This is a genomic window from Escherichia sp. KTE52 (assembly GCF_000408325.1).
In the GTDB taxonomy this organism is placed as follows: Bacteria; Pseudomonadota; Gammaproteobacteria; order Enterobacterales; family Enterobacteriaceae; genus Escherichia; species Escherichia marmotae.
In genome coordinates, this window is sequence record NZ_KE138676.1 from 561,619 (window position 1) to 579,928 (window position 18,310).

Sequence of the window (18,310 nt, forward strand, 5' to 3'; positions counted from 1 at the left end):
CGCAGTTTAGCATAAACGCTCCGGCGCAGGCACGCCGGAGCAGGAGGAGATTAACGAGGCAGGGCGGTGCCCCATTCACGCCACTCTTTCGGTTCGCTTTCCAGCAACAGGAAGTGTTTGCCTTCCTGAGCTTTCGGTGCCAGTGGCGTTCCTGGTGGGGTAGCGAAGGCGATCCCTCCACGGATAAACTGATTAAAGGTGCCGGTTTTCACCACACCACCCGTCAGGCCAAAGTCCAGACTGTAGCCCGATGCCAGCCAGAAGACGGAATTGTTACGCACCAGGTGCTGGTATCGCTTACTGATGCGCATCGCAATCATCACCCGATCTGACAATGTCCCCAGCGTCATTCCGGTAACCGTACCTACTTCCAGACCACGGAACAGTACCGGAGTACCAATGCCTAATGACCCGGCTTCTGGCGCTTCAACAATAATGCTTAAGCCATCAAGGTAACGAGAATCGGTAATGGTGGCTTCTTGCAACTCAAAGTCACGGCGAGGATTACCCCGACCAGGTTCGACATTGATATACGGCTGAAGGATGGTATCAAGGTGCTCAACGCCCGCTGCCGAAATCTGTGGTGTGACCACCGAGAAGCGCGTACCTCCGCGGGCGAAGGTCTGGACATATTCCGGATAGAGCACCGCTTTTGCCTGTACTTCATTGCGTGCGGTGATCAGATCCAGCGTCTGGATCTGCCCGATATCAATACCGAGATAGCGAATTGGCATACCAACAGCCAGTTTTCCGGCATCGAAAGCATGGAGCGTAATCTGCCCGCCAACCGCACGAGCGGCTGTTTCGGAAGCATATAGAATTCGCTTGTCGCCTTTACGCTGACTGGCGCTGGCACCGCTGAGGTTATCGAAACTGATAGCCCCCTTTAATGCCCGTGAAAGCGGTGATGCCTGTACGGTCAGGCCGCTGCCGTTAAGCTGAACTTTTGCGCCACCTTCCGCCCAGAACACACTGTTGCTGGTCAGGAGATTGCGATATTCCGGCTTAATATGCAGATCGATATCAAAGGCATTGGCCCGAGGACGTACGGTAATAACTTCACCAACCTCAAATTTGCGGTACAGCACTACCGATCCCGCCTGCACATCTGGCAGCGTTTCCGCGCTCAAACTCACGGTCGTTGTAGGCAAATCGCTCAGGCTGTTTTCCAGGGCTTTTTCCAGATTGGCATACAGCGGATAGCTGGCTTTCATCTCGCCTTTTTCACCCGGCAGAATGCGGATGCCACCGTTGAGCCATTCTGAGGCGCTGGCACCGAGGAACTCGACGCCATCCAGTCCCACTTTCACGTCAACACGGCTATTAACGACAAATTTGCTGTCACCTTTTACCAGTTCACGATGCTGCGGTTCGATGGCAACGGTAAAGGTGACGCCTTTGCTGGTAAGTTTACGTTCAATTACCTGGCCTACCTGTACACCATGCAGAATTAACGGCTGACCGGCATCAATACCGTAACTTTCCGGCGCGGTCAGGGTCAGCGTCATAACATCCGGTTCATGCAGCAGGGCTTTCTCGCCAGGCACAACAACAAACTCTTTGCGTGGCTCGCCATTACCTGGCACCAGTTCGAAGGTTTTGCCGGTCAGTAGGGAACTCAGATTGGCATCGCTGAGGGATAATTTCGGGTTACGTAACTCAATGCGAGTATTTTCACGAAGTAGGGTAACTACGCTGGGATCAACGGTCATTTCACCAGTAACTTTGCCACCTGGATTTAAATTCAGTTTGGTCAGTTGCCCGACTTCCAGTCCCTGGTACATGAGCGGCGTTGAATCGGCGCTTAATCCGACTCCGTTTGGCAGATCCAGTTTTATGAGCACCCCACGCTGGCTGTGGGCGAGATCTTCATACAGACCAAAGGTATCTTCCGGATCGGCAGGTTTCGACTCTTCCGGCGAGTCGAAGGCAATCGCACCGTTAACCAGAGCAGCCAGACTTTCCAGTTTCACCTTCGCGCCACTGATACTGACATTGGCATCAACGCCAGAAACATTCCAGAAGCGACTGCCTTTTTTCACCAGGTCGGTAAAGCGCCGCTCAATCAGGACATCAATCACCACGCCTTGCTTATTGGGATTGATCGCATAGTCATAGACTCGCCCCACCGGGATTTTGCGGAAATAGACCAACGAGCCGCTGTTCAGCGAACCAAGATCGGGGGCTTGTAGATGGATCATAAGATCACCATTATCCAGCCGATATTTGGGCTGGGTATCGAGGGCGACAAAGTGATCTTGCTCTTTACCTTTACCTGGCATCATGCCGATATAGTTTCCGCCGACCAGCGCATCCAGCCCGGAAACACCTGCCAGCGAAGCTTTTGGCGTCACCAGCCAGAACTGCGTCTCTTCGCGCAACGCATCTTTCATATCGGACTTGATGCTGACCTTCACTTCAATCTTACGCAGATCGTCGCTCAGACTGACATCCTGCACCGTTCCGACTTCAACGCCCTGATAGCGAACAGGTGTGCGACCCGGAACAATGCCATCCGCCGACATAAAATCGATGGTGACGGTATTGCCTCGATCCTGATAACTCCCCCAAATTAGCCAACCGGCTATCATTAGCGCGATGAATGGCAGTAGCCAGAAAGGTGAGATACGGCGTTTAGTTTTAATTTGCGCTTCAGTCGTCGAAGCGGGCGTTTCCTGACTCATGTGCATCCCAAAGTAAGCGGCTGTCCAGCCATTCCACTGCAAGAATAGTCAAAATAACCGCTGCGCCGAAATAAAACGCAGCCGGTCCCATAGTAAAAGCGAGGATTTGATCGCGATTAATCAGCGACATGGTTAAAGAAATGACAAACAGATCCAGCATCGACCAGCGGCCAATCCAGGTCACTATTCGCAGTAACATTATTCGCGTACGTAACCCCTGTTGGCACTTAAAATGAATGCTCAACAATAAAGTGAACATAACAATCACTTTAGTAAATGGCACCAGAATACTGGCGATAAATACGATTCCGGCAACGGCAATATTGCTGTTCGCCAGCGACATAATCCCGGAAAGGATCGTATCTTCTTGTCGACCACCGTTCAGATAAATGATCGAAATAGGTAACAGGTTGGCAGGAAACAACAAGATGATTGAAGCTAACAGCGCCGCCCAACATTTTTGAATACTATGATGGCGACGCAGGCGAAGCGGGATATGGCAACGGGGACAGCGACCGCGCGGATCAGGGTAGCCGGTAAAGTGACACCCCAGACAAACGCGTAGTTTTTTATCCCTACGCGTGGCAGGGCGTTCAGGGTAAAATCGCTCCCACAACTGTTCAACATTAAGATGTGACAACGTCACCGTCGTTAAAATCACCAGCGCTACAAAAGAGAATAGGCCGACACCGGCCTGGATATGGGCATAGTCCTGCACCTTAATAGAGGCAACGGCAATGCCGACCAGGTAGATATCCAGCATTACCCACTCTTTCAGCCGCTCAAGCATCAGCAACACCGGACGTAAATTCATTCCCAGCCGATTACCAAACCACAACCAGGCAATAGATGTCACCAGAATGAGGGGGGCACCGATAACGCAGAAAAAAACCATTGCGCCCGTTACCGCATCTCCCTGTTTGGTCATTTGCCAGATGCCTTGCATTACGTTGGCGTCAATACGAATACCTAACAACCAGATATGCAATAGTGGTTCGCCCCACGCAAAAGGCATCAGCAACAGCATTGTGAAGGCCATTGCCGCCAGGCGCGTTAGCGACCAGTCGCGTCCGTCACGGATTTTTGCCTGGCAGCGTGGGCAATAGGCACTTTGGTGTGAATTTATCTCTGGCAGGCTGAACAGCATGTCACATTGCGGGCAGCGTTGGTAATCACCATGCGGCAACGCTTCGCCAATTGATCTCACTGTTATTTTTTTTGTTGGCGTAACTTGTGGGGTGTAAAGAGCCATGACGCGCCAAATGTAATAAGAATTAACACTAATCTTAACTCATGATGGGAATGATCTTGAGCATTAACGCATTTAATGCTTATTTTAATAGGCTGGCAGTTCCAGGTAAGACAACCAAGTGATTATATAATGAACAAAACAGAATTTTACGCGGACTTAAACCGCGACTTTAATGCGCTGATGGCGGGAGAAACCAGTTTTCTGGCAACACTGGCTAATACCAGCGCGTTATTATACGAACGTCTGGCCGACGTAAACTGGGCGGGGTTTTATCTACTCGAAGATGAGACGTTGGTTCTCGGACCGTTTCAGGGCAAAATTGCCTGCGTAAGGATCCCCGTCGGGCGCGGCGTGTGTGGCACCGCGGTTGCCCGTAACGAAGTACAGCGAATCGAGGATGTTCACGCATTCGATGGACATATTGCCTGTGATGCGGCGAGTAATTCTGAAATTGTTCTACCGTTGGTGGTGAAAAATCAGATTATTGGCGTTCTCGACATCGACAGTACCGTCTTCGGTCGCTTCACCGACGAGGACGAACAAGGCTTACGTCAGCTTGTGGCACAGCTTGAAAAGGTGCTTGCAACGACGGATTACAAAAAATTCTTTGCGAGCGTCGCAGGATAATCAACGGATAACGTAGCATTTACTGATGGCGTCATTATAATGACGCCTGTTCATGCCTGCGCTTGTTGGCTACGTCCGTTGTAATCAGGAAATTTCATGGAAAATCAACCTAAGTTGAATAGCAGTAAAGAAGTAATCGCGTTTCTGGCCGAACGTTTTCCCCACTGTTTCAGTGCGGAAGGTGAAGCGCGTCCGCTGAAAATCGGTATTTTTCAGGATTTGGTCGATCGTGTTGCCGGGGAAATGAACCTGAGCAAAACGCAACTGCGATCCGCTTTACGTCTCTACACTTCGAGCTGGCGCTACCTGTATGGTGTTAAACCAGGCGCGACGCGTGTCGATCTTGACGGCAACCCTTGCGGTGAGCTGGACGAGCAACATGTAGAACATGCTCGCAAGCAGCTTGAAGAAGCGAAAGCGCGCGTTCAGGCCCAGCGTGCTGAACAGCAAGCTAAAAAACGCGAAGCTGCCATCGCTGCTGGTGAGAAAGAAGATGCACCACGTCGTGAACGTAAACCACGTCCTGCTGCGCAACGCCGTAAAGAAGGCGCCGAGCGCAAACCTCGTGCGCAAAAACCGGCTGAGAAAGCGCCAAAAACAGTAAAAGCACCTCGCGAAGAACAGCATACCCCGGTTTCTGACATTTCAGCTCTGACTGTCGGACAAGCCCTGAAGGTGAAAGCTGGTCAAAACGCGATGGATGCCACCGTATTAGAAATCACCAAAGACGGCGTCCGCGTCCAACTGAATTCGGGTATGTCTTTGATTGTGCGCGCAGAACACCTGGTGTTCTGAAACGGAGGCCGGGCCAGGCATGAACATGTTTTTTAGGCTTACCGCGTTAGCTGGCCTGCTTGCAATAGCAGGCCAGACCTTCGCAGTAGAAGATATTACGCGTGCTGATCAGATTCCGGTATTAAAGGAAGAGACGCAGCATGCAACTGTGAGTGAGCGCGTAACGTCGCGCTTCACCCGTTCCCATTATCGACAATTCGACCTCGATCAGGCGTTCTCGGCCAAAATCTTTGACCGCTACCTGAATCTGCTTGATTACAGCCACAACGTGCTGTTGGCTAGCGATGTCGAACAATTCGCGAAAAAGAAAACCGAGTTGGGCGATGAACTTCGTTCCGGCAAACTCGACGTTTTCTACGATCTTTACAATCTGGCGCAAAAACGCCGCTTCGAACGTTACCAGTATGCGTTGTCGGTACTGGAAAAACCGATGGATTTTACCGGTAATGATTCTTATAACCTTGACCGCAGCAAAGCGCCCTGGCCGAAAAATGAGGCTGAGTTAAACGCGCTGTGGGACAGCAAAGTTAAATTCGACGAGTTAAGCCTGAAGCTGGCGGGAAAAACGGATAAAGAAATTCGTGAAACCCTGACGCGTCGTTACAAATTTGCTATTCGCCGCCTGACGCAAACTAACAGCGAAGATGTTTTCTCGCTGGCAATGACGGCTTTCGCACGCGAAATTGATCCGCATACCAACTACCTTTCCCCGCGCAATACCGAACAGTTCAATACTGAAATGAGTTTATCGCTGGAAGGTATTGGCGCAGTGTTGCAAATGGATGATGACTACACCGTTATCAATTCGATGGTGGCGGGTGGTCCGGCTGCGAAAAGTAAAGCGATTAGCGTTGGTGACAAAATTGTCGGGGTCGGACAAACCGGTAAACCGATGGTTGATGTGATCGGTTGGCGTCTTGATGATGTTGTTGCCTTAATCAAAGGGCCGAAGGGCAGTAAGGTTCGTCTGGAAATTTTACCTGCGGGTAAAGGCACTAAAACCCGCACGGTGACGTTGACGCGTGAGCGCATTCGTCTGGAAGACCGTGCCGTTAAAATGTCTGTGAAGACGGTTGGCAAAGAAAAAGTCGGTGTGCTGGATATTCCGGGCTTCTATGTTGGCTTGACGGACGATGTCAAAGTTCAACTGCAGAAACTGGAAAAACAAAATGTCAGCAGTGTCATCATCGACCTGCGTAGCAACGGTGGCGGTGCGTTGACTGAAGCGGTATCGCTCTCTGGTTTGTTTATCCCATCAGGTCCGATTGTGCAGGTTCGCGATAACAACGGTAAAGTCCGTGAAGACAGTGATACCGACGGCCAGGTCTTCTATAAAGGCCCGCTGGTGGTGCTGGTTGACCGTTTCAGTGCTTCGGCTTCGGAAATCTTTGCTGCCGCAATGCAGGATTATGGTCGCGCGCTGGTTGTGGGCGAGCCGACATTTGGTAAAGGCACAGTCCAGCAGTATCGCTCTCTGAACCGCATCTACGATCAGATGTTGCGCCCAGAATGGCCTGCGTTAGGCTCAGTACAATATACAATCCAGAAATTCTATCGCGTTAACGGTGGCAGTACGCAACGCAAGGGCGTAACGCCAGATATCATCATGCCTACGGGCAATGAAGAGACGGAAACGGGTGAGAAATTCGAAGATAATGCGCTGCCGTGGGATAGCATCGACGCAGCAACCTATGTGAAATCAGGAGACTTAACGGTATTTGAGCCGGAGTTGTTGAAGGAACATAATGCGCGTATCGCGAAGGATCCTGAATTCCAGAATATCATGAAGGATATCGCTCGCTTCAACGCCATGAAGGATAAGCGTAACATCGTCTCTCTGAACTACGCCGTGCGTGAAAAAGAGAATAACGAAGATGATGCGACGCGTCTGGCGCGGTTGAACGATCGCTTTAAACGCGAAGGAAAACCGGCATTGAAGAAACTGGATGATCTGCCAAAAGATTATAAGGAGCCAGATCCATATCTGGATGAGACAGTGAACATCGCGCTTGATTTGGCGCGTCTGGAAAAAGCCAGACCCGCGGAACAGCCCGCTCCCGTCAAGTAACATCAATCAGGCACAAGAAATTGTGCCTGATTTTTTAACAGCGGCAAGATGCCGTAAATCAGATGCTACAAAATGTAAAGTTGTGTCTTTCTGGTGACTTACGCTCTATCCAGACTTGAAAATAGTCGAGTAACCCATACGATGTGGGTATCGCATATTGCGTTTTGTTAAACTGAGGTAAAAAGAAAATTATGATGCGAATCGCGCTCTTCCTGCTAACGAACCTGGCCGTTATGGTCGTTTTCGGGCTGGTACTGAGCCTGACAGGGATACAGTCGAGCAGCGTTCAGGGGCTGATGATTATGGCCTTGCTGTTCGGCTTCGGTGGTTCCTTCGTTTCGCTTCTGATGTCCAAATGGATGGCATTACGATCTGTTGGCGGGGAAGTGATCGAGCAACCGCGTAACGAAAGGGAACGTTGGCTGATCAATACTGTTGCAACCCAGGCGCGTCAGGCTGGGATTGCTATGCCACAAGTGGCTATCTACCATGCGCCGGACATTAACGCTTTTGCAACCGGTGCGCGCCGGGATGCCTCTCTGGTTGCTGTCAGCACGGGTTTGTTGCAAAACATGAGCCCGGATGAAGCCGAGGCGGTAATTGCCCACGAAATTAGCCACATTGCTAATGGTGACATGGTTACCATGACGCTGATTCAGGGCGTGGTGAACACCTTTGTTATCTTTATTTCCCGTATTCTGGCACAACTGGCCGCTGGCTTCATGGGCGGTAACCGCGACGAAGGCGAAGAGAGTAACGGCAACCCGCTGATCTACTTTGCAGTTGCGACGGTACTGGAGTTAGTGTTTGGTATTCTGGCGAGCATTATCACCATGTGGTTCTCGCGTCACCGTGAATTTCACGCTGATGCCGGTTCAGCCAAATTGGTTGGCCGTGAAAAAATGATTGCTGCGCTACAGCGCCTGAAAACCAGCTATGAACCGCAAGAAGCAACCAGCATGATGGCTTTCTGCATTAACGGTAAGTCAAAATCGCTGAGCGAGCTGTTCATGACCCACCCGCCGCTGGATAAACGTATTGAGGCTCTGCGCACGGGTGAATACCTGAAGTAAGATGAAATAAATACTCAAAAAGCGCGTCCAGGTTGACGCGCTTTTTTTATGCCTGGGATCGTGGCTGGGTGATCCGTAAACCACTAACACCGGCAGCGATTACTGCCAGAATAGCCGCGGTCATCAGCGAGACGTGCGTACCATTATCACCAAACTGATTTAACATCAGTGCCACCAACGCTGCGCCACTACTCTGACCAAGCAGACGAGCCGTACCTAACATGCCACTGGCACCGCCGCTACGTTCCCGCGGGGCGGAAGTAATAATGGTGTGGTTATTGGGTGACTGGAATAATCCAAAACCGGCACCGCACAAGATCATAGGCCAGATGATATTGATATCGGCAGGTGAAGCAGGCAAGAGAACCAGCGAAAAAAGCCCCGCCGCCATAATAAACAACCCTAAAGCTCCAAGTAACCCAGCATGCACGCGTTCTATCAGATAACCTGCCAGCGGTGCCATCACCATTGTTGCCAGCGGCCATGGGGTCAGAAGTAGACCTGTTTCCACTTCACTACGTCCGAGCACCGTTTGCAGATAAAAGGGCAGGGAGACCATTGCCAGCATCTGTGCGCAGAAAGAACAAATAGACGTGCAAATAGACAGTGAAAAAAGCGGAATACGCAGTAAATCCACTGGCAACAGCGGCACGGGAAGAGAAAGCTGACGACGAATAAAGAAAATACCAACGACAACCATTACCGCCAGTTCTACACCAATCAACGTCAGCGATTGCCCCTGAGCAAAACCACTCAACGCGGTAATAAGCAGACCAAATGTTAACGCGTTCATCACGGCGCTGGGCAGGTCAAAACGTGGTTTACTGGCACGAGAACCATTAGGTGGCAGAAAACGCATTGCCAGAAGCAGGGCGATAATACCCAACGGTACGTTGATTAAAAATAGCCACTTCCATGACGCGATGGAGAGGATTACCGCGGCGATAGTTGGCCCGGCAGCAGAGGAGACGGCGACAATAAACGAGTTAATTCCCATTCCCCGCCCCAGAAAACGCTGTGGATAGATTAGCCGGATAAGAGCAGTATTGACGCTCATTAGTGCTGCGCCACCAAAACCTTGTATTACACGCGCCAGAGTTAGCATTTGCAGCGAATCAGAAAGGGCACAGAACAACGATGACAGCAGAAATACGACCAGGCCGCATTTATAAATGCGTCGATAGCCAAACATATCTCCCAGAAACGAAAACGAAAGCAGGGAGACGACGATCGCGATTTGATAGGCATTCACCACCCAAATAGAACTGGCTGGCGTGGCGTGAAGATCAGTAGCAATAGTTGGCAAGGCGACGTTGGCGATAGCGCCGTCGAGGACCGCCATCGAAATACCGATAATAATGGTTAAAATCGCGCCGTATCGCTGAGGCAACGGCAGGCCATCGGCCTGAACTTTTGGCATAGGAATTTTATATCTTTGGATGATAATCAACAGGGTTATGATTCTAGCACTGATATTCACGGCGGATGTCGCAGAATTGTAACTAACCGGCAAAAGATGGATTGCGACCACCCAGGCGCGAAATTATAATAAAAAACAGTTCTGATTTTTATAAAACACTCGCAATGAGGTGATAAATGGCTAACGCAGATCTGGATAAACAGCCTGATTCTGTATCTTCTGTACTGAAGGTTTTTGGCATTTTACAGGCGCTGGGCGAAGAGCGCGAAATAGGGATAACCGAGCTGTCACAGCGCGTCATGATGTCAAAAAGCACCGTTTATCGCTTTTTACAGACCATGAAAACCCTGGGGTATGTGGCGCAGGAAGGGGAGTCGGAGAAATATTCTCTGACCCTGAAATTGTTTGAGTTGGGGGCTCGTGCCTTACAAAACGTCGATCTCATTCGTAGCGCAGATATCCAGATGCGCGAAATCTCCCGCCTGACGAAAGAAACCATCCACCTTGGCGCACTGGACGAAGACAGCATTGTTTACATCCACAAAATTGACTCTATGTACAATTTGCGCATGTATTCACGGATTGGTCGTCGTAATCCGCTTTACAGCACCGCGATTGGTAAAGTGCTGCTGGCCTGGCGCGATCGTGATGAAGTGAAGCAGATCCTTGAGGGCGTTGAGTATAAACGCAGTACCGATCGTACCATTACCAGTACCGAAGCGTTACTACCGGTGTTGGACCAGGTGCGCGAGCAAGGTTATGGTGAAGATAACGAAGAGCAGGAAGAAGGACTACGCTGTATCGCGGTTCCGGTATTTGACCGCTTTGGTGTGGTTATTGCCGGTCTGAGCATCTCCTTCCCAACGCTGCGTTTCTCTGAAGAGCGTTTGCAGGAGTACGTAGCTATGTTGCATACGGCCGCACGTAAAATTTCCTCGCAAATGGGGTATCACGACTATCCGTTCTGATTAGAGTTAGAACCTGTCTGTATAATATTCAGACAGGTTCTTATCTGGTGGGGGTTAAATAAAGTTACTGATGGCTGGCGTAATATCGTATACGTTGGTGATAAGTGTACGTTTTATTCATTGAGTTTAATGTGGGTATTTATACCTTAATCTATTAGCCATTATCGACGACGATATTGTTTTTACGTAACAGTGGGCAATCGGTCATCCCGAAAAAACCACTTTTAGTGTGCAGGTATTGTACCGTACTGGTATCCCGGGCCGTCAGATAGGTGCATTGCAACCCTAACCCAGCGGCATTTTCCTTGCTTCCAATCAGAACACCATATCCGCTTAGTAATAATCCTGTCCATACCAGTGCTATCAACATAATTGTGCGAATAATGAATCGCATTATGACCTCTTCTCTTTTTTGTTCGCTTAATCGTAGCGGTAATATGGACTGAAGCAAGCGTATAGTTCCGAAAAAGCACGAATATCGACATGGTTAGGCGCTGTTTAACTAACGCATGATAGTTTAATGACATAAGGTAGGTTAAACGGAGAATGGAGTGAAAAAGTTTCGATGGGTCGTTCTGGTTGTTGCTGTGCTGGCTTGCTTGCTGCTATGGGCGCAGGTATTCAACATGATGTGCGATCAGGATGTACAATTTTTCAGCGGAATTTGTGCCATCAATCAATTTATCCCGTGGTGATATCATTTTTTCAGCAGTAGATTTCCTTCCTGTGTGGCAGTGGTAGAATGACACCTCTACTTAGAGGTGGTGAAATGAACGAAGTTGTAAATTCAGGCGTAATGAACGTTGCGTCTTTGGTTGTATCGGTGGTAATTCTCGCTATTGGGCTCATCTTGTGGTTTTTCATCAACCGTGCCAGTTCACGGACTAACGAACAGATTGAACTTCTTGAGGCATTGCTGGAACAGCAAAAACGGCAAAATGCACTGTTACGTCGTTTGTGCGAAGCAAACGAACCTGAAAAAACGGATGCGAATACTGCTGAGAACCTAAAAACGGCTGAAGATGAAGATATCATCCGCCTGGTAGCGGAACGGTAATCTTTCCTCAAAATTTGAGTAGCCCTAATGCTGATGGGTTACTCATCTTATCCGCACTATAGTGGTGCAATTGATTCAAATTAATACTCTGGTCTGACTTCGATTATTTATCGTGTTATTTATTTCATAATAGCGGTATCGGAAAAAGATATTAATCGCACTAAGCTATTGGGATGTTTACATCGGAATTGTGATCAATTGCGGTATTATTTATTAGCGAAACGTTTCTCCCTTCACTTTTTAGTAATTCATCAATTTTTCTTATTTTAAATTAATAATGAGCATTAAGTCTGGTTTCTTCATTTCACCTGTGTATGTTGTTAACTATCTGTTTTATTGGGTGAAGTTATATAACATTTTATTCGTTATATATCATAAAAAGTGATATCGCTCGCATTGCGTAATAACTTGTACTGCTGCTCTGGAAGAACTGAACTTATTGAACTATGTTAGAAACTGCATCAGGTCAAGTATCTGCGTGTAATGGTATGGTTAAGTGCATCGATATATCGGCACGTATTCCGTTGCATAAGTGTGCAAAAAAAGTGGAAGGCGTATCGAGATTTGTGCGGCTGATCGAGACATGTTTAAAAATGGCTTGCCATAATTAACGTTGTATGTGATAACAGTTTCGGGTTAAACGAGGTACAGTTCTGTTTATGTGTGGCATTTTCAGTAAAGAAGTCCTGAGTAAACACGTTGTCGTTGAATACCGCTTCTCTGCCGAGCCTTATATTAGTGCCTCATGCAGTAATGTGTCAGTTTTATCTCTGTAATGCCTGCGGGCGAAGAAAACAATCTAAGGAATTTTTCAAATGGCAAAGATTAAAGGTCAGGTTAAGTGGTTCAACGAGTCTAAAGGTTTTGGCTTCATTACTCCGGCAGATGGCAGCAAAGATGTGTTCGTACACTTCTCTGCTATCCAGGGTAATGGCTTCAAAACTCTGGCCGAAGGCCAGAACGTTGAGTTCGAAATTCAGGACGGCCAGAAAGGTCCGGCGGCTGTTAACGTAACAGCTATCTGATCGAATCCACTGATCTGAAGTGTAAACGCGCTTCAATCTCGCTATAAAGCCTCGTCGAATTTGCGAGGCTTTTTACTTTGTTTTATTTTTGCTCCTGTCTCCGGATATTTGCCAGTCGTGCGATTCGCGTTACACTTGCGGCCTTTAGTATCCTGCCGGAGTTGTCATGTCATTTTCCTGTCCACTTTGTCATCAGCCTTTAGCGCTTGAAAAAAACAGCTATATCTGTCCCCAACGGCATCAATTTGATATGGCGAAAGAGGGATATGTTAATTTGCTGCCCGTTCAGCATAAACGTTCTCGCGATCCGGGCGATAGTGCGGAAATGATGCAAGCGCGGCGTACATTTTTAGATGCCGGTCATTATCAGCCGCTTCGCGATGCGATTGTCGCTCAATTGTGTGAATGTCTTGAGCAGCACGCAACGGCGATACTGGATATTGGTTGTGGGGAAGGGTACTACACCCATGCTTTTGCCGATGTCTTACCTGGCGTGACGACTTTTGGTCTGGATGTCTCTAAGGTCGCGATTAAAGCTGCTGCGAAACGCTATCAGCAGGTCACCTTTTGTGTCGCTTCCAGCCACCGTCTGCCGTTTTCTGATGCCAGTATGGATGCCATTATCCGTATCTACGCACCGTGCAAAGCAGAAGAATTAGCGCGAGTAGTCAAACCGGGTGGGTGGGTCATTACCGCTACTCCTGGGCCACGGCATTTAATGGAGCTGAAGGGTTTAATTTACGACGAAGTACATCTACATGCGCCCCATGCTGAGAAACTGGATGGTTTTGAGCTGCAGCGGAGTAATGAATTACATTATCCGATGCGCCTGCGCGGAGATGAGGCGGTTGCGTTGTTACAGATGACGCCGTTTGCCTGGCGCGCAAAGCCAGAGGTATGGCAAGCGTTGGCAGCAAAAGAAGAATTTAATTGCCAGACGGATTTTAATATTCACGTCTGGCAACGAATAAATTAGCTGTGGTAGTGCGTCCAGAGGATCTGGACGCCAATGCCAATAAGCACCAGCCCGCCAAGAATTTCCGCTTTTTTCCCAATAATTGAACCGATAAAGCGGCCCACCATCATGCCTAATGTTGACATGATTAAGGTGGCGCAGCCAATCGCCAGCGCAGTCGCGATAATGTTCACTTGCAGGAAGGCCAGACCAACACCAACAGCCATTGCATCCAGGCTGGTGGCAATTGCGGTAGTCACCAGCACCCAGAAACCGTGACGACGACGCGGTTCTTCATCTTCATCATCTCCACCGCGAAAACCCTCAATAATCATTCGCCCGCCGAGGAATATCAGCAGTACAAACGCAATCCAGTGGTTCCACTCGAGGACAAAACGGCTGGCCAACATGCCCATCCCCCAGCCAATCAGCGGCGTCAGCGTTTCGACGGCACCGAAAATAAGGCCAGTTCGCAGAGCTTCAGAAAATTTCGGTTTATGGAGGGTGGCACCTTTACCGATTGATGCAGCAAAGGCATCCATCGACATACCAAAAGCAAGAAGAACAGTAGCAGTGATATTCATGACAATGTCCTGACCGGGGTATCCATAAAACACATCATCGCCCCCAGCAAACATGCACACACGAACGACAAGAAGCGCTCATGCAGGCATAGCGATTGATGTGCATATGGTCTCGCCTGACTGAAAATGTTCAGTCCGTACGCGCCACGTTTTGCAACGAGTATGTTGACACGTACATTTCCGGAGTCTGGAAATCGGCTACTCCCCAAATGAGGGCGCAACCTTAACATATTTTGAGAATATAAAACAACTGTCAGAATATATTATTCTATTGCTATTACTGATAACGATTTTCATTTAGATTTATATATCAATAAAACGTTAAAAATAATAACAAATAAGGGACGGCGTAATATAGCCTAAGCTATGTCTGGTTATTAAAAATACACTACACATAGCTTTGGCTAAGTTGATAACTTATTGAGTTGAAACTAGAAGTTTATAAATCTTTTCCAGGTCGTCGATATTTCGGACGCGGATTAACAAACGGCGCTGTTCTAATTGCATCACCAGTACACCATCTTCCGATAAGTTCATCGCTTTAATTCGGCTATATTCAATCCAAACATTGGCGAAGAAAAACCCTTTTTGTTTGAATATGATTTTCGGAACCCGGATCCAGAAAGTATAAAATCCCATTAGCGCCAGTGCACTTAATAACCAGGTGGTTATTTGTGCGCCATGGCTGGTTACATTGTTATAGATAAGAATGACAATCAGCCCGACAAAGATAACGCTATCGATGCGACCGCGCCGGAGCAAAGGAATTGCCAGCAGGGTGGGGCCGTTGCGGCGGGGCATGATGAACTGATCGTATATCGCAAAAGCAAGCAGTGCGGCGATGAACAGAATCAGTACCAGTTCCGTGATTGTCATTAATCCTCCAGATAAAAAAACGGGGCCAAAAGGCCCCGGTAGTGTACAACAGTATTACAGTCCCAGCAGGCCGCAAGCGTAACCAGCGATACCAATGACGAAGAAGCCAACGATAATCCACAGCGGGTTAACTTTTTTGCGCAGCAGCCACATACAGGCAAAGGTCAGCAGCAGCGGCACCAGGCCTGGCATTAACTGGTCAAGAATGGTCTGGACAGTGGTAACGTGCTCTTTACCCGTCTGGTCGGTGATGCGAGAGACGACCAGAGGGATGTTGACATGTGTCCACTTGTTAACCAACGCCCCCATGACAAACAGGCCGAGAATAGACGCCCCTTCCGTCAGTTTTTGCAGGAAGCCGCCACCCATATCTTTAACGATATCGATACCTTTGGAGTAACCATACGCTACGCCGTAGTAACGTGTTGCCAGACGCACCAGGTTAAACAGGATAAAGAACAGCAGCGGACCTAACAGGCTGCCACTCATCGCGATACCGGCTCCCAGAGCTGCAAAAACCGGACGTACCGTACCCCAGAAGATCGGGTCACCCACGCCTGCCAGCGGACCCATCAGACCTACTTTGATACCGTTGATAGCACCGTCGTCGATCTCTGCGCCGTTAGCACGCTGTTCTTCCAGAGCCAGGGTTACGCCCAGAATTGGCGCAGCCACGAACGGTTGGGTGTTAAAGAATTCTAGGTGACGTTTAATCGCCTGTTTACGGGCATCATTGTTCTCAGGGTAGAGGCGACGAATCGCCGGAACCATAGAGAAGCAGAAACCCAGTGCCTGCATACGTTCGAAGTTCCATGAACCCTGGAAGAGGTTAGAACGCAGGAAGACGCCACGAATATCACTCGGAGTGAGTTTTTTCTCGGTGGTAGTTTTAGTTGTATCAACCATTTCGCTCACCTGTTAGTCCAGTTCGTTATCGAGATCGTTGTTACCAGCAGCCTGAACAGGCGCACCAGCTACGCGGTTATATTTCGGGCTAAGTTGGATGTAGAGCACTGCCATAACAGTACCAATTACACCCAGAGCAACCAGGTTAAAGTTGGTGAATGCTGCGGTTACGAAGCCGAGGTAGAAGAACGGCATCAGGTAGCCTGCACGCATCATGTTGATAACCATTGCATAACCAACAACCACGATCATGCCGCCAGCAATGTTCAGACCATTGGTCACCACTTCCGGAATGGCGTTCAGCATGTTCTGAACTTCACTGGTGCCTACAGACAGCGCAACAATTACGGCCGGGATAGCCACACGCATCGCTTGCAGGAACAGCGAAGAAACGTGGATCCAGGAAATTGCCGTCAGGTTGCCATTCTCAGCCGCCTTATCCGCAGCGTGCTGGAAAGCAACGGTGATGGTACGAACGATGATGGTCAGCACCTGGCCCGCAGCGGCCAGCGGGATTGCCAGCGCGATACCGGCACCGATGCTCTGATGACCTGCAATAACCAGAATGGTAGAAATGATAGAAGCCAGGGCGGCGTCAGGCGCAACTGCGGCACCGATATTCATCCAGCCCAGAGCGATCATTTCCAGAGTACCACCGATAATAATACCGGTTTTCATATCCCCAAGAACGATACCCACCAGGGTACAGGCGATTAACGGACGGTGAAACTGAAATTCATCGAGGATAGATCCCATACCTGCGATACAGGCTACGATAAATACCAGCACAATTTGAAGAGTGGTAATCTCCATTGTACTTCTCCTGTTTACGTAAGACTTAAGTGTGAAAACTGAGTGATAATCAACACAATACGTTACTTATCGATTTTGCTGATCAGATCCATCATTTTCAGTTTCGGATCGGTGGAAACCTTACGGACTTCCAGTTCGATACCGCGTGCATTCAGTTTCTTGAACGCTTCGATATCTTTTTCATCAACCGAAACCGCGTTATTCACCTGGGTTTTGCCCTGACGGAATGCCATACCACCGACGTTAACAGAGGTAATTTTCACGCCGCCTTCAACGAGGCGCTCAACATCTGTCGGGTTGGTGAATAACAGCATTACACGTTCGCCAGCATATTTCGGGTTGTTGTAGACGCGAATCATCTTGGCAACATCAACCACGTGTGCTGTTACGCCCGGAGGTGCGACCTGGGTGAGCAGTGTCTTACGAACGGTATCCGCAGCCACTTCATCACTAACAACAATAATACGGGAGACATTGGTTTCTTTGGTCCAGCGGGTAGCTACCTGACCGTGAATCAGACGGTCGTCGATACGCGCAAGGCCAATAACCATGTAGTCATTTGGTCCCATTGGTTTTGCCGGAGTTGGGGCCGCTTTGGGTGCCGCCGAAGCGGGGGCGGGAGCTGCTTTTTCAACCGGTTTGGCTTTCAGTGCTTTCACACCTTCACGGCCTGTTTCTACTGCCAGCGCCACCAGTTCATCAAAGCCCGGGTCATCATCACGAGCCATTAACGTTTCCACCAGCATTGGAATGTTAACGCCTGCGATCACTTCATAATGCTCTTTGTCGACGACAATGCGGCTGGCAGCATTGAACGGGCTGCCTCCCCATGTATCAACGAGAAACAGCACGCCTTTAGTGGTGTCGAGTTTTGCCAACTGAGCGTTGTACTTTTCGATCAGCGTTTCGGCATTTTCGCCTGGAACGAAATCGATCCAGCCGACGTTTTCCTGCTCGCCTAACAGCATCTCTGCCGTTTTAAGCAACTGCTCTGCAGCCCAACCATGTGTGCCTATAACAATAGCAATGGTCACTTGCTACCTCCTTTATTATTGTTAACACCTCAACGTGCCAGATGTATTTTTGAATCGTCGTCCACAATCGAATCGATTCAGATAAGGGTTACAACCAAAAACCCCCTGCGTTTCGCGATTTATTTTAGATATCGAAAAAAATATTTTATGTGATGAAGATCCGTAATTTAACT

19 protein-coding genes are annotated in these 18,310 nt (G+C 48.9%); 10 read left to right on the top strand and 9 right to left on the bottom strand.

Annotated features, from left to right (window positions below; all coding sequences use genetic code 11):
- Positions 1 to 50 precede the first annotated feature (50 nt).
- Both yebT and yebS read right to left on the bottom strand, forming a co-directional pair.
- Positions 51 to 2,684 carry a lipid-binding membrane homeostasis protein YebT gene (gene yebT, locus A1SC_RS18390; protein ID WP_000076949.1) on the bottom strand — a complete coding sequence of 878 codons (2,634 nt, stop codon included), beginning with the start codon at positions 2,682 to 2,684 and terminating at the stop codon, positions 51 to 53.
- Positions 2,653 to 3,936, bottom strand: a complete 1,284-nt coding sequence (yebS, locus tag A1SC_RS18385; RefSeq protein WP_001516266.1) for a membrane integrity lipid transport subunit YebS — start codon at positions 3,934 to 3,936, stop codon at positions 2,653 to 2,655. The genes yebT and yebS overlap by 32 nt, the downstream gene beginning before the upstream one ends.
- A gap of 129 nt (positions 3,937 to 4,065) precedes the next feature.
- On the opposite strand from yebS, the gene msrC reads away from it, so the two are divergent.
- The 4 genes from msrC to htpX all read left to right on the top strand — a co-directional run bounded on the left by msrC (position 4,066) and on the right by htpX (position 8,499).
- Positions 4,066 to 4,563, top strand: coding sequence for an L-methionine (R)-S-oxide reductase (msrC, locus tag A1SC_RS18380; protein ID WP_001043873.1), 498 nt, complete (start codon positions 4,066 to 4,068; stop codon positions 4,561 to 4,563).
- Positions 4,564 to 4,659: 96 nt separating this feature from the next.
- The gene (gene proQ / locus A1SC_RS18375) at positions 4,660 to 5,358 is read left to right on the top strand and encodes an RNA chaperone ProQ (protein WP_000431382.1); all 699 of its coding nucleotides are present in this window, start codon (positions 4,660 to 4,662) and stop codon (positions 5,356 to 5,358) included.
- Positions 5,359 to 5,377: 19 nt separating this feature from the next.
- On the top strand, positions 5,378 to 7,426 hold the full coding sequence (gene prc / locus A1SC_RS18370; RefSeq protein WP_016261951.1) for a carboxy terminal-processing peptidase: 2,049 nt from the start codon (positions 5,378 to 5,380) through the stop codon (positions 7,424 to 7,426).
- Between the two features lie 191 nt (positions 7,427 to 7,617).
- Positions 7,618 to 8,499, top strand: a complete 882-nt coding sequence (gene htpX, locus A1SC_RS18365; RefSeq protein ID WP_000984500.1) for a protease HtpX — start codon at positions 7,618 to 7,620, stop codon at positions 8,497 to 8,499.
- Between the two features lie 46 nt (positions 8,500 to 8,545).
- Here the strand turns inward: htpX and A1SC_RS18360 are convergent, their stop codons facing one another.
- Positions 8,546 to 9,919 carry an MFS transporter gene (locus A1SC_RS18360; protein WP_010376166.1) on the bottom strand — a complete coding sequence of 458 codons (1,374 nt, stop codon included), beginning with the start codon at positions 9,917 to 9,919 and terminating at the stop codon, positions 8,546 to 8,548.
- Between the two features lie 176 nt (positions 9,920 to 10,095).
- Here A1SC_RS18360 and kdgR point away from each other — a divergent pair, with 176 nt between their 5' ends.
- On the top strand, positions 10,096 to 10,887 hold the full coding sequence (gene kdgR / locus A1SC_RS18355; RefSeq protein WP_001262177.1) for a DNA-binding transcriptional regulator KdgR: 792 nt from the start codon (positions 10,096 to 10,098) through the stop codon (positions 10,885 to 10,887).
- Between the two features lie 154 nt (positions 10,888 to 11,041).
- Here the strand turns inward: kdgR and A1SC_RS18350 are convergent, their stop codons facing one another.
- A complete protein-coding gene (locus A1SC_RS18350) occupies positions 11,042 to 11,281 on the bottom strand; it encodes a YobH family protein (protein ID WP_016261952.1) in 240 nt (79 codons plus the stop codon).
- A 157-nt stretch (positions 11,282 to 11,438) separates the two neighbouring features.
- Here A1SC_RS18350 and mgrB point away from each other — a divergent pair, with 157 nt between their 5' ends.
- The 5 genes from mgrB (at position 11,439) to rlmA (ending at position 13,945) form a co-directional block, all read left to right on the top strand.
- Positions 11,439 to 11,582, top strand: coding sequence for a PhoP/PhoQ regulatory lipoprotein MgrB (gene mgrB, locus A1SC_RS0121225; RefSeq protein WP_000714549.1), 144 nt, complete (start codon positions 11,439 to 11,441; stop codon positions 11,580 to 11,582).
- Positions 11,583 to 11,656: 74 nt separating this feature from the next.
- The gene (locus A1SC_RS18345) at positions 11,657 to 11,944 is read left to right on the top strand and encodes a YebO family protein (protein WP_001006870.1); all 288 of its coding nucleotides are present in this window, start codon (positions 11,657 to 11,659) and stop codon (positions 11,942 to 11,944) included.
- Between the two features lie 659 nt (positions 11,945 to 12,603).
- Positions 12,604 to 12,720, top strand: a complete 117-nt coding sequence (locus A1SC_RS0121235) for a DUF2627 domain-containing protein (protein ID WP_032141266.1) — start codon at positions 12,604 to 12,606, stop codon at positions 12,718 to 12,720.
- Between the two features lie 39 nt (positions 12,721 to 12,759).
- On the top strand, positions 12,760 to 12,969 hold the full coding sequence (gene cspE / locus A1SC_RS18340) for a transcription antiterminator/RNA stability regulator CspE (RefSeq protein ID WP_001062678.1): 210 nt from the start codon (positions 12,760 to 12,762) through the stop codon (positions 12,967 to 12,969).
- 166 nt (positions 12,970 to 13,135) lie between these two features.
- A complete protein-coding gene (rlmA, locus tag A1SC_RS18335; protein ID WP_000010094.1) occupies positions 13,136 to 13,945 on the top strand; it encodes a 23S rRNA (guanine(745)-N(1))-methyltransferase in 810 nt (269 codons plus the stop codon).
- On the opposite strand, the gene mntP is transcribed toward rlmA, so the two are convergent.
- From mntP to manX, 5 genes are all read right to left on the bottom strand, one after another.
- Positions 13,942 to 14,508, bottom strand: coding sequence for a manganese efflux pump MntP (mntP, locus tag A1SC_RS18330; RefSeq protein WP_016261953.1), 567 nt, complete (start codon positions 14,506 to 14,508; stop codon positions 13,942 to 13,944). The genes rlmA and mntP overlap by 4 nt on opposite strands.
- A 417-nt stretch (positions 14,509 to 14,925) precedes the next feature.
- Positions 14,926 to 15,384 (bottom strand): DUF986 family protein, encoded by a 459-nt coding sequence (locus A1SC_RS18325; protein ID WP_000156311.1) that lies wholly within the window; start codon positions 15,382 to 15,384, stop codon positions 14,926 to 14,928.
- A 54-nt stretch (positions 15,385 to 15,438) separates the two neighbouring features.
- The gene (manZ, locus tag A1SC_RS18320) at positions 15,439 to 16,290 is read right to left on the bottom strand and encodes a PTS mannose transporter subunit IID (protein ID WP_001516270.1); all 852 of its coding nucleotides are present in this window, start codon (positions 16,288 to 16,290) and stop codon (positions 15,439 to 15,441) included.
- A gap of 12 nt (positions 16,291 to 16,302) precedes the next feature.
- Entirely contained in the window at positions 16,303 to 17,103 is an 801-nt protein-coding gene (manY, locus tag A1SC_RS18315; RefSeq protein WP_000406934.1) for a PTS mannose transporter subunit IIC, read from the bottom strand.
- Between the two features lie 62 nt (positions 17,104 to 17,165).
- Positions 17,166 to 18,137, bottom strand: a complete 972-nt coding sequence (gene manX / locus A1SC_RS18310) for a PTS mannose transporter subunit IIAB (protein ID WP_000150534.1) — start codon at positions 18,135 to 18,137, stop codon at positions 17,166 to 17,168.
- Between the last annotated feature and the right edge of the window lie 173 nt (positions 18,138 to 18,310).

What these genes read in the sequence shown, in the direction of transcription:
- yebT (WP_000076949.1), bottom strand. Translation starts at nt 2,684, where the DNA reads ATGAGTCAGGAAACGCCCGCTTCGACGACTGAAGCGCAAATTAAAACT.
- msrC (WP_001043873.1), top strand. Translation starts at nt 4,066, where the DNA reads ATGAACAAAACAGAATTTTACGCGGACTTAAACCGCGACTTTAATGCG.
- kdgR (WP_001262177.1), top strand. Translation starts at nt 10,096, where the DNA reads ATGGCTAACGCAGATCTGGATAAACAGCCTGATTCTGTATCTTCTGTA.
- A1SC_RS18360 (WP_010376166.1), bottom strand. Translation starts at nt 9,919, where the DNA reads ATGCCAAAAGTTCAGGCCGATGGCCTGCCGTTGCCTCAGCGATACGGC.
- prc (WP_016261951.1), top strand. Translation starts at nt 5,378, where the DNA reads ATGAACATGTTTTTTAGGCTTACCGCGTTAGCTGGCCTGCTTGCAATA.
- htpX (WP_000984500.1), top strand. Translation starts at nt 7,618, where the DNA reads ATGATGCGAATCGCGCTCTTCCTGCTAACGAACCTGGCCGTTATGGTC.
- A1SC_RS18345 (WP_001006870.1), top strand. Translation starts at nt 11,657, where the DNA reads ATGAACGAAGTTGTAAATTCAGGCGTAATGAACGTTGCGTCTTTGGTT.
- A1SC_RS18350 (WP_016261952.1), bottom strand. Translation starts at nt 11,281, where the DNA reads ATGCGATTCATTATTCGCACAATTATGTTGATAGCACTGGTATGGACA.
- manZ (WP_001516270.1), bottom strand. Translation starts at nt 16,290, where the DNA reads ATGGTTGATACAACTAAAACTACCACCGAGAAAAAACTCACTCCGAGT.
- cspE (WP_001062678.1), top strand. Translation starts at nt 12,760, where the DNA reads ATGGCAAAGATTAAAGGTCAGGTTAAGTGGTTCAACGAGTCTAAAGGT.
- mntP (WP_016261953.1), bottom strand. Translation starts at nt 14,508, where the DNA reads ATGAATATCACTGCTACTGTTCTTCTTGCTTTTGGTATGTCGATGGAT.
- proQ (WP_000431382.1), top strand. Translation starts at nt 4,660, where the DNA reads ATGGAAAATCAACCTAAGTTGAATAGCAGTAAAGAAGTAATCGCGTTT.
- yebS (WP_001516266.1), bottom strand. Translation starts at nt 3,936, where the DNA reads ATGGCTCTTTACACCCCACAAGTTACGCCAACAAAAAAAATAACAGTG.
- A1SC_RS0121235 (WP_032141266.1), top strand. Translation starts at nt 12,604, where the DNA reads ATGTGTGGCATTTTCAGTAAAGAAGTCCTGAGTAAACACGTTGTCGTT.
- rlmA (WP_000010094.1), top strand. Translation starts at nt 13,136, where the DNA reads ATGTCATTTTCCTGTCCACTTTGTCATCAGCCTTTAGCGCTTGAAAAA.
- manY (WP_000406934.1), bottom strand. Translation starts at nt 17,103, where the DNA reads ATGGAGATTACCACTCTTCAAATTGTGCTGGTATTTATCGTAGCCTGT.
- A1SC_RS18325 (WP_000156311.1), bottom strand. Translation starts at nt 15,384, where the DNA reads ATGACAATCACGGAACTGGTACTGATTCTGTTCATCGCCGCACTGCTT.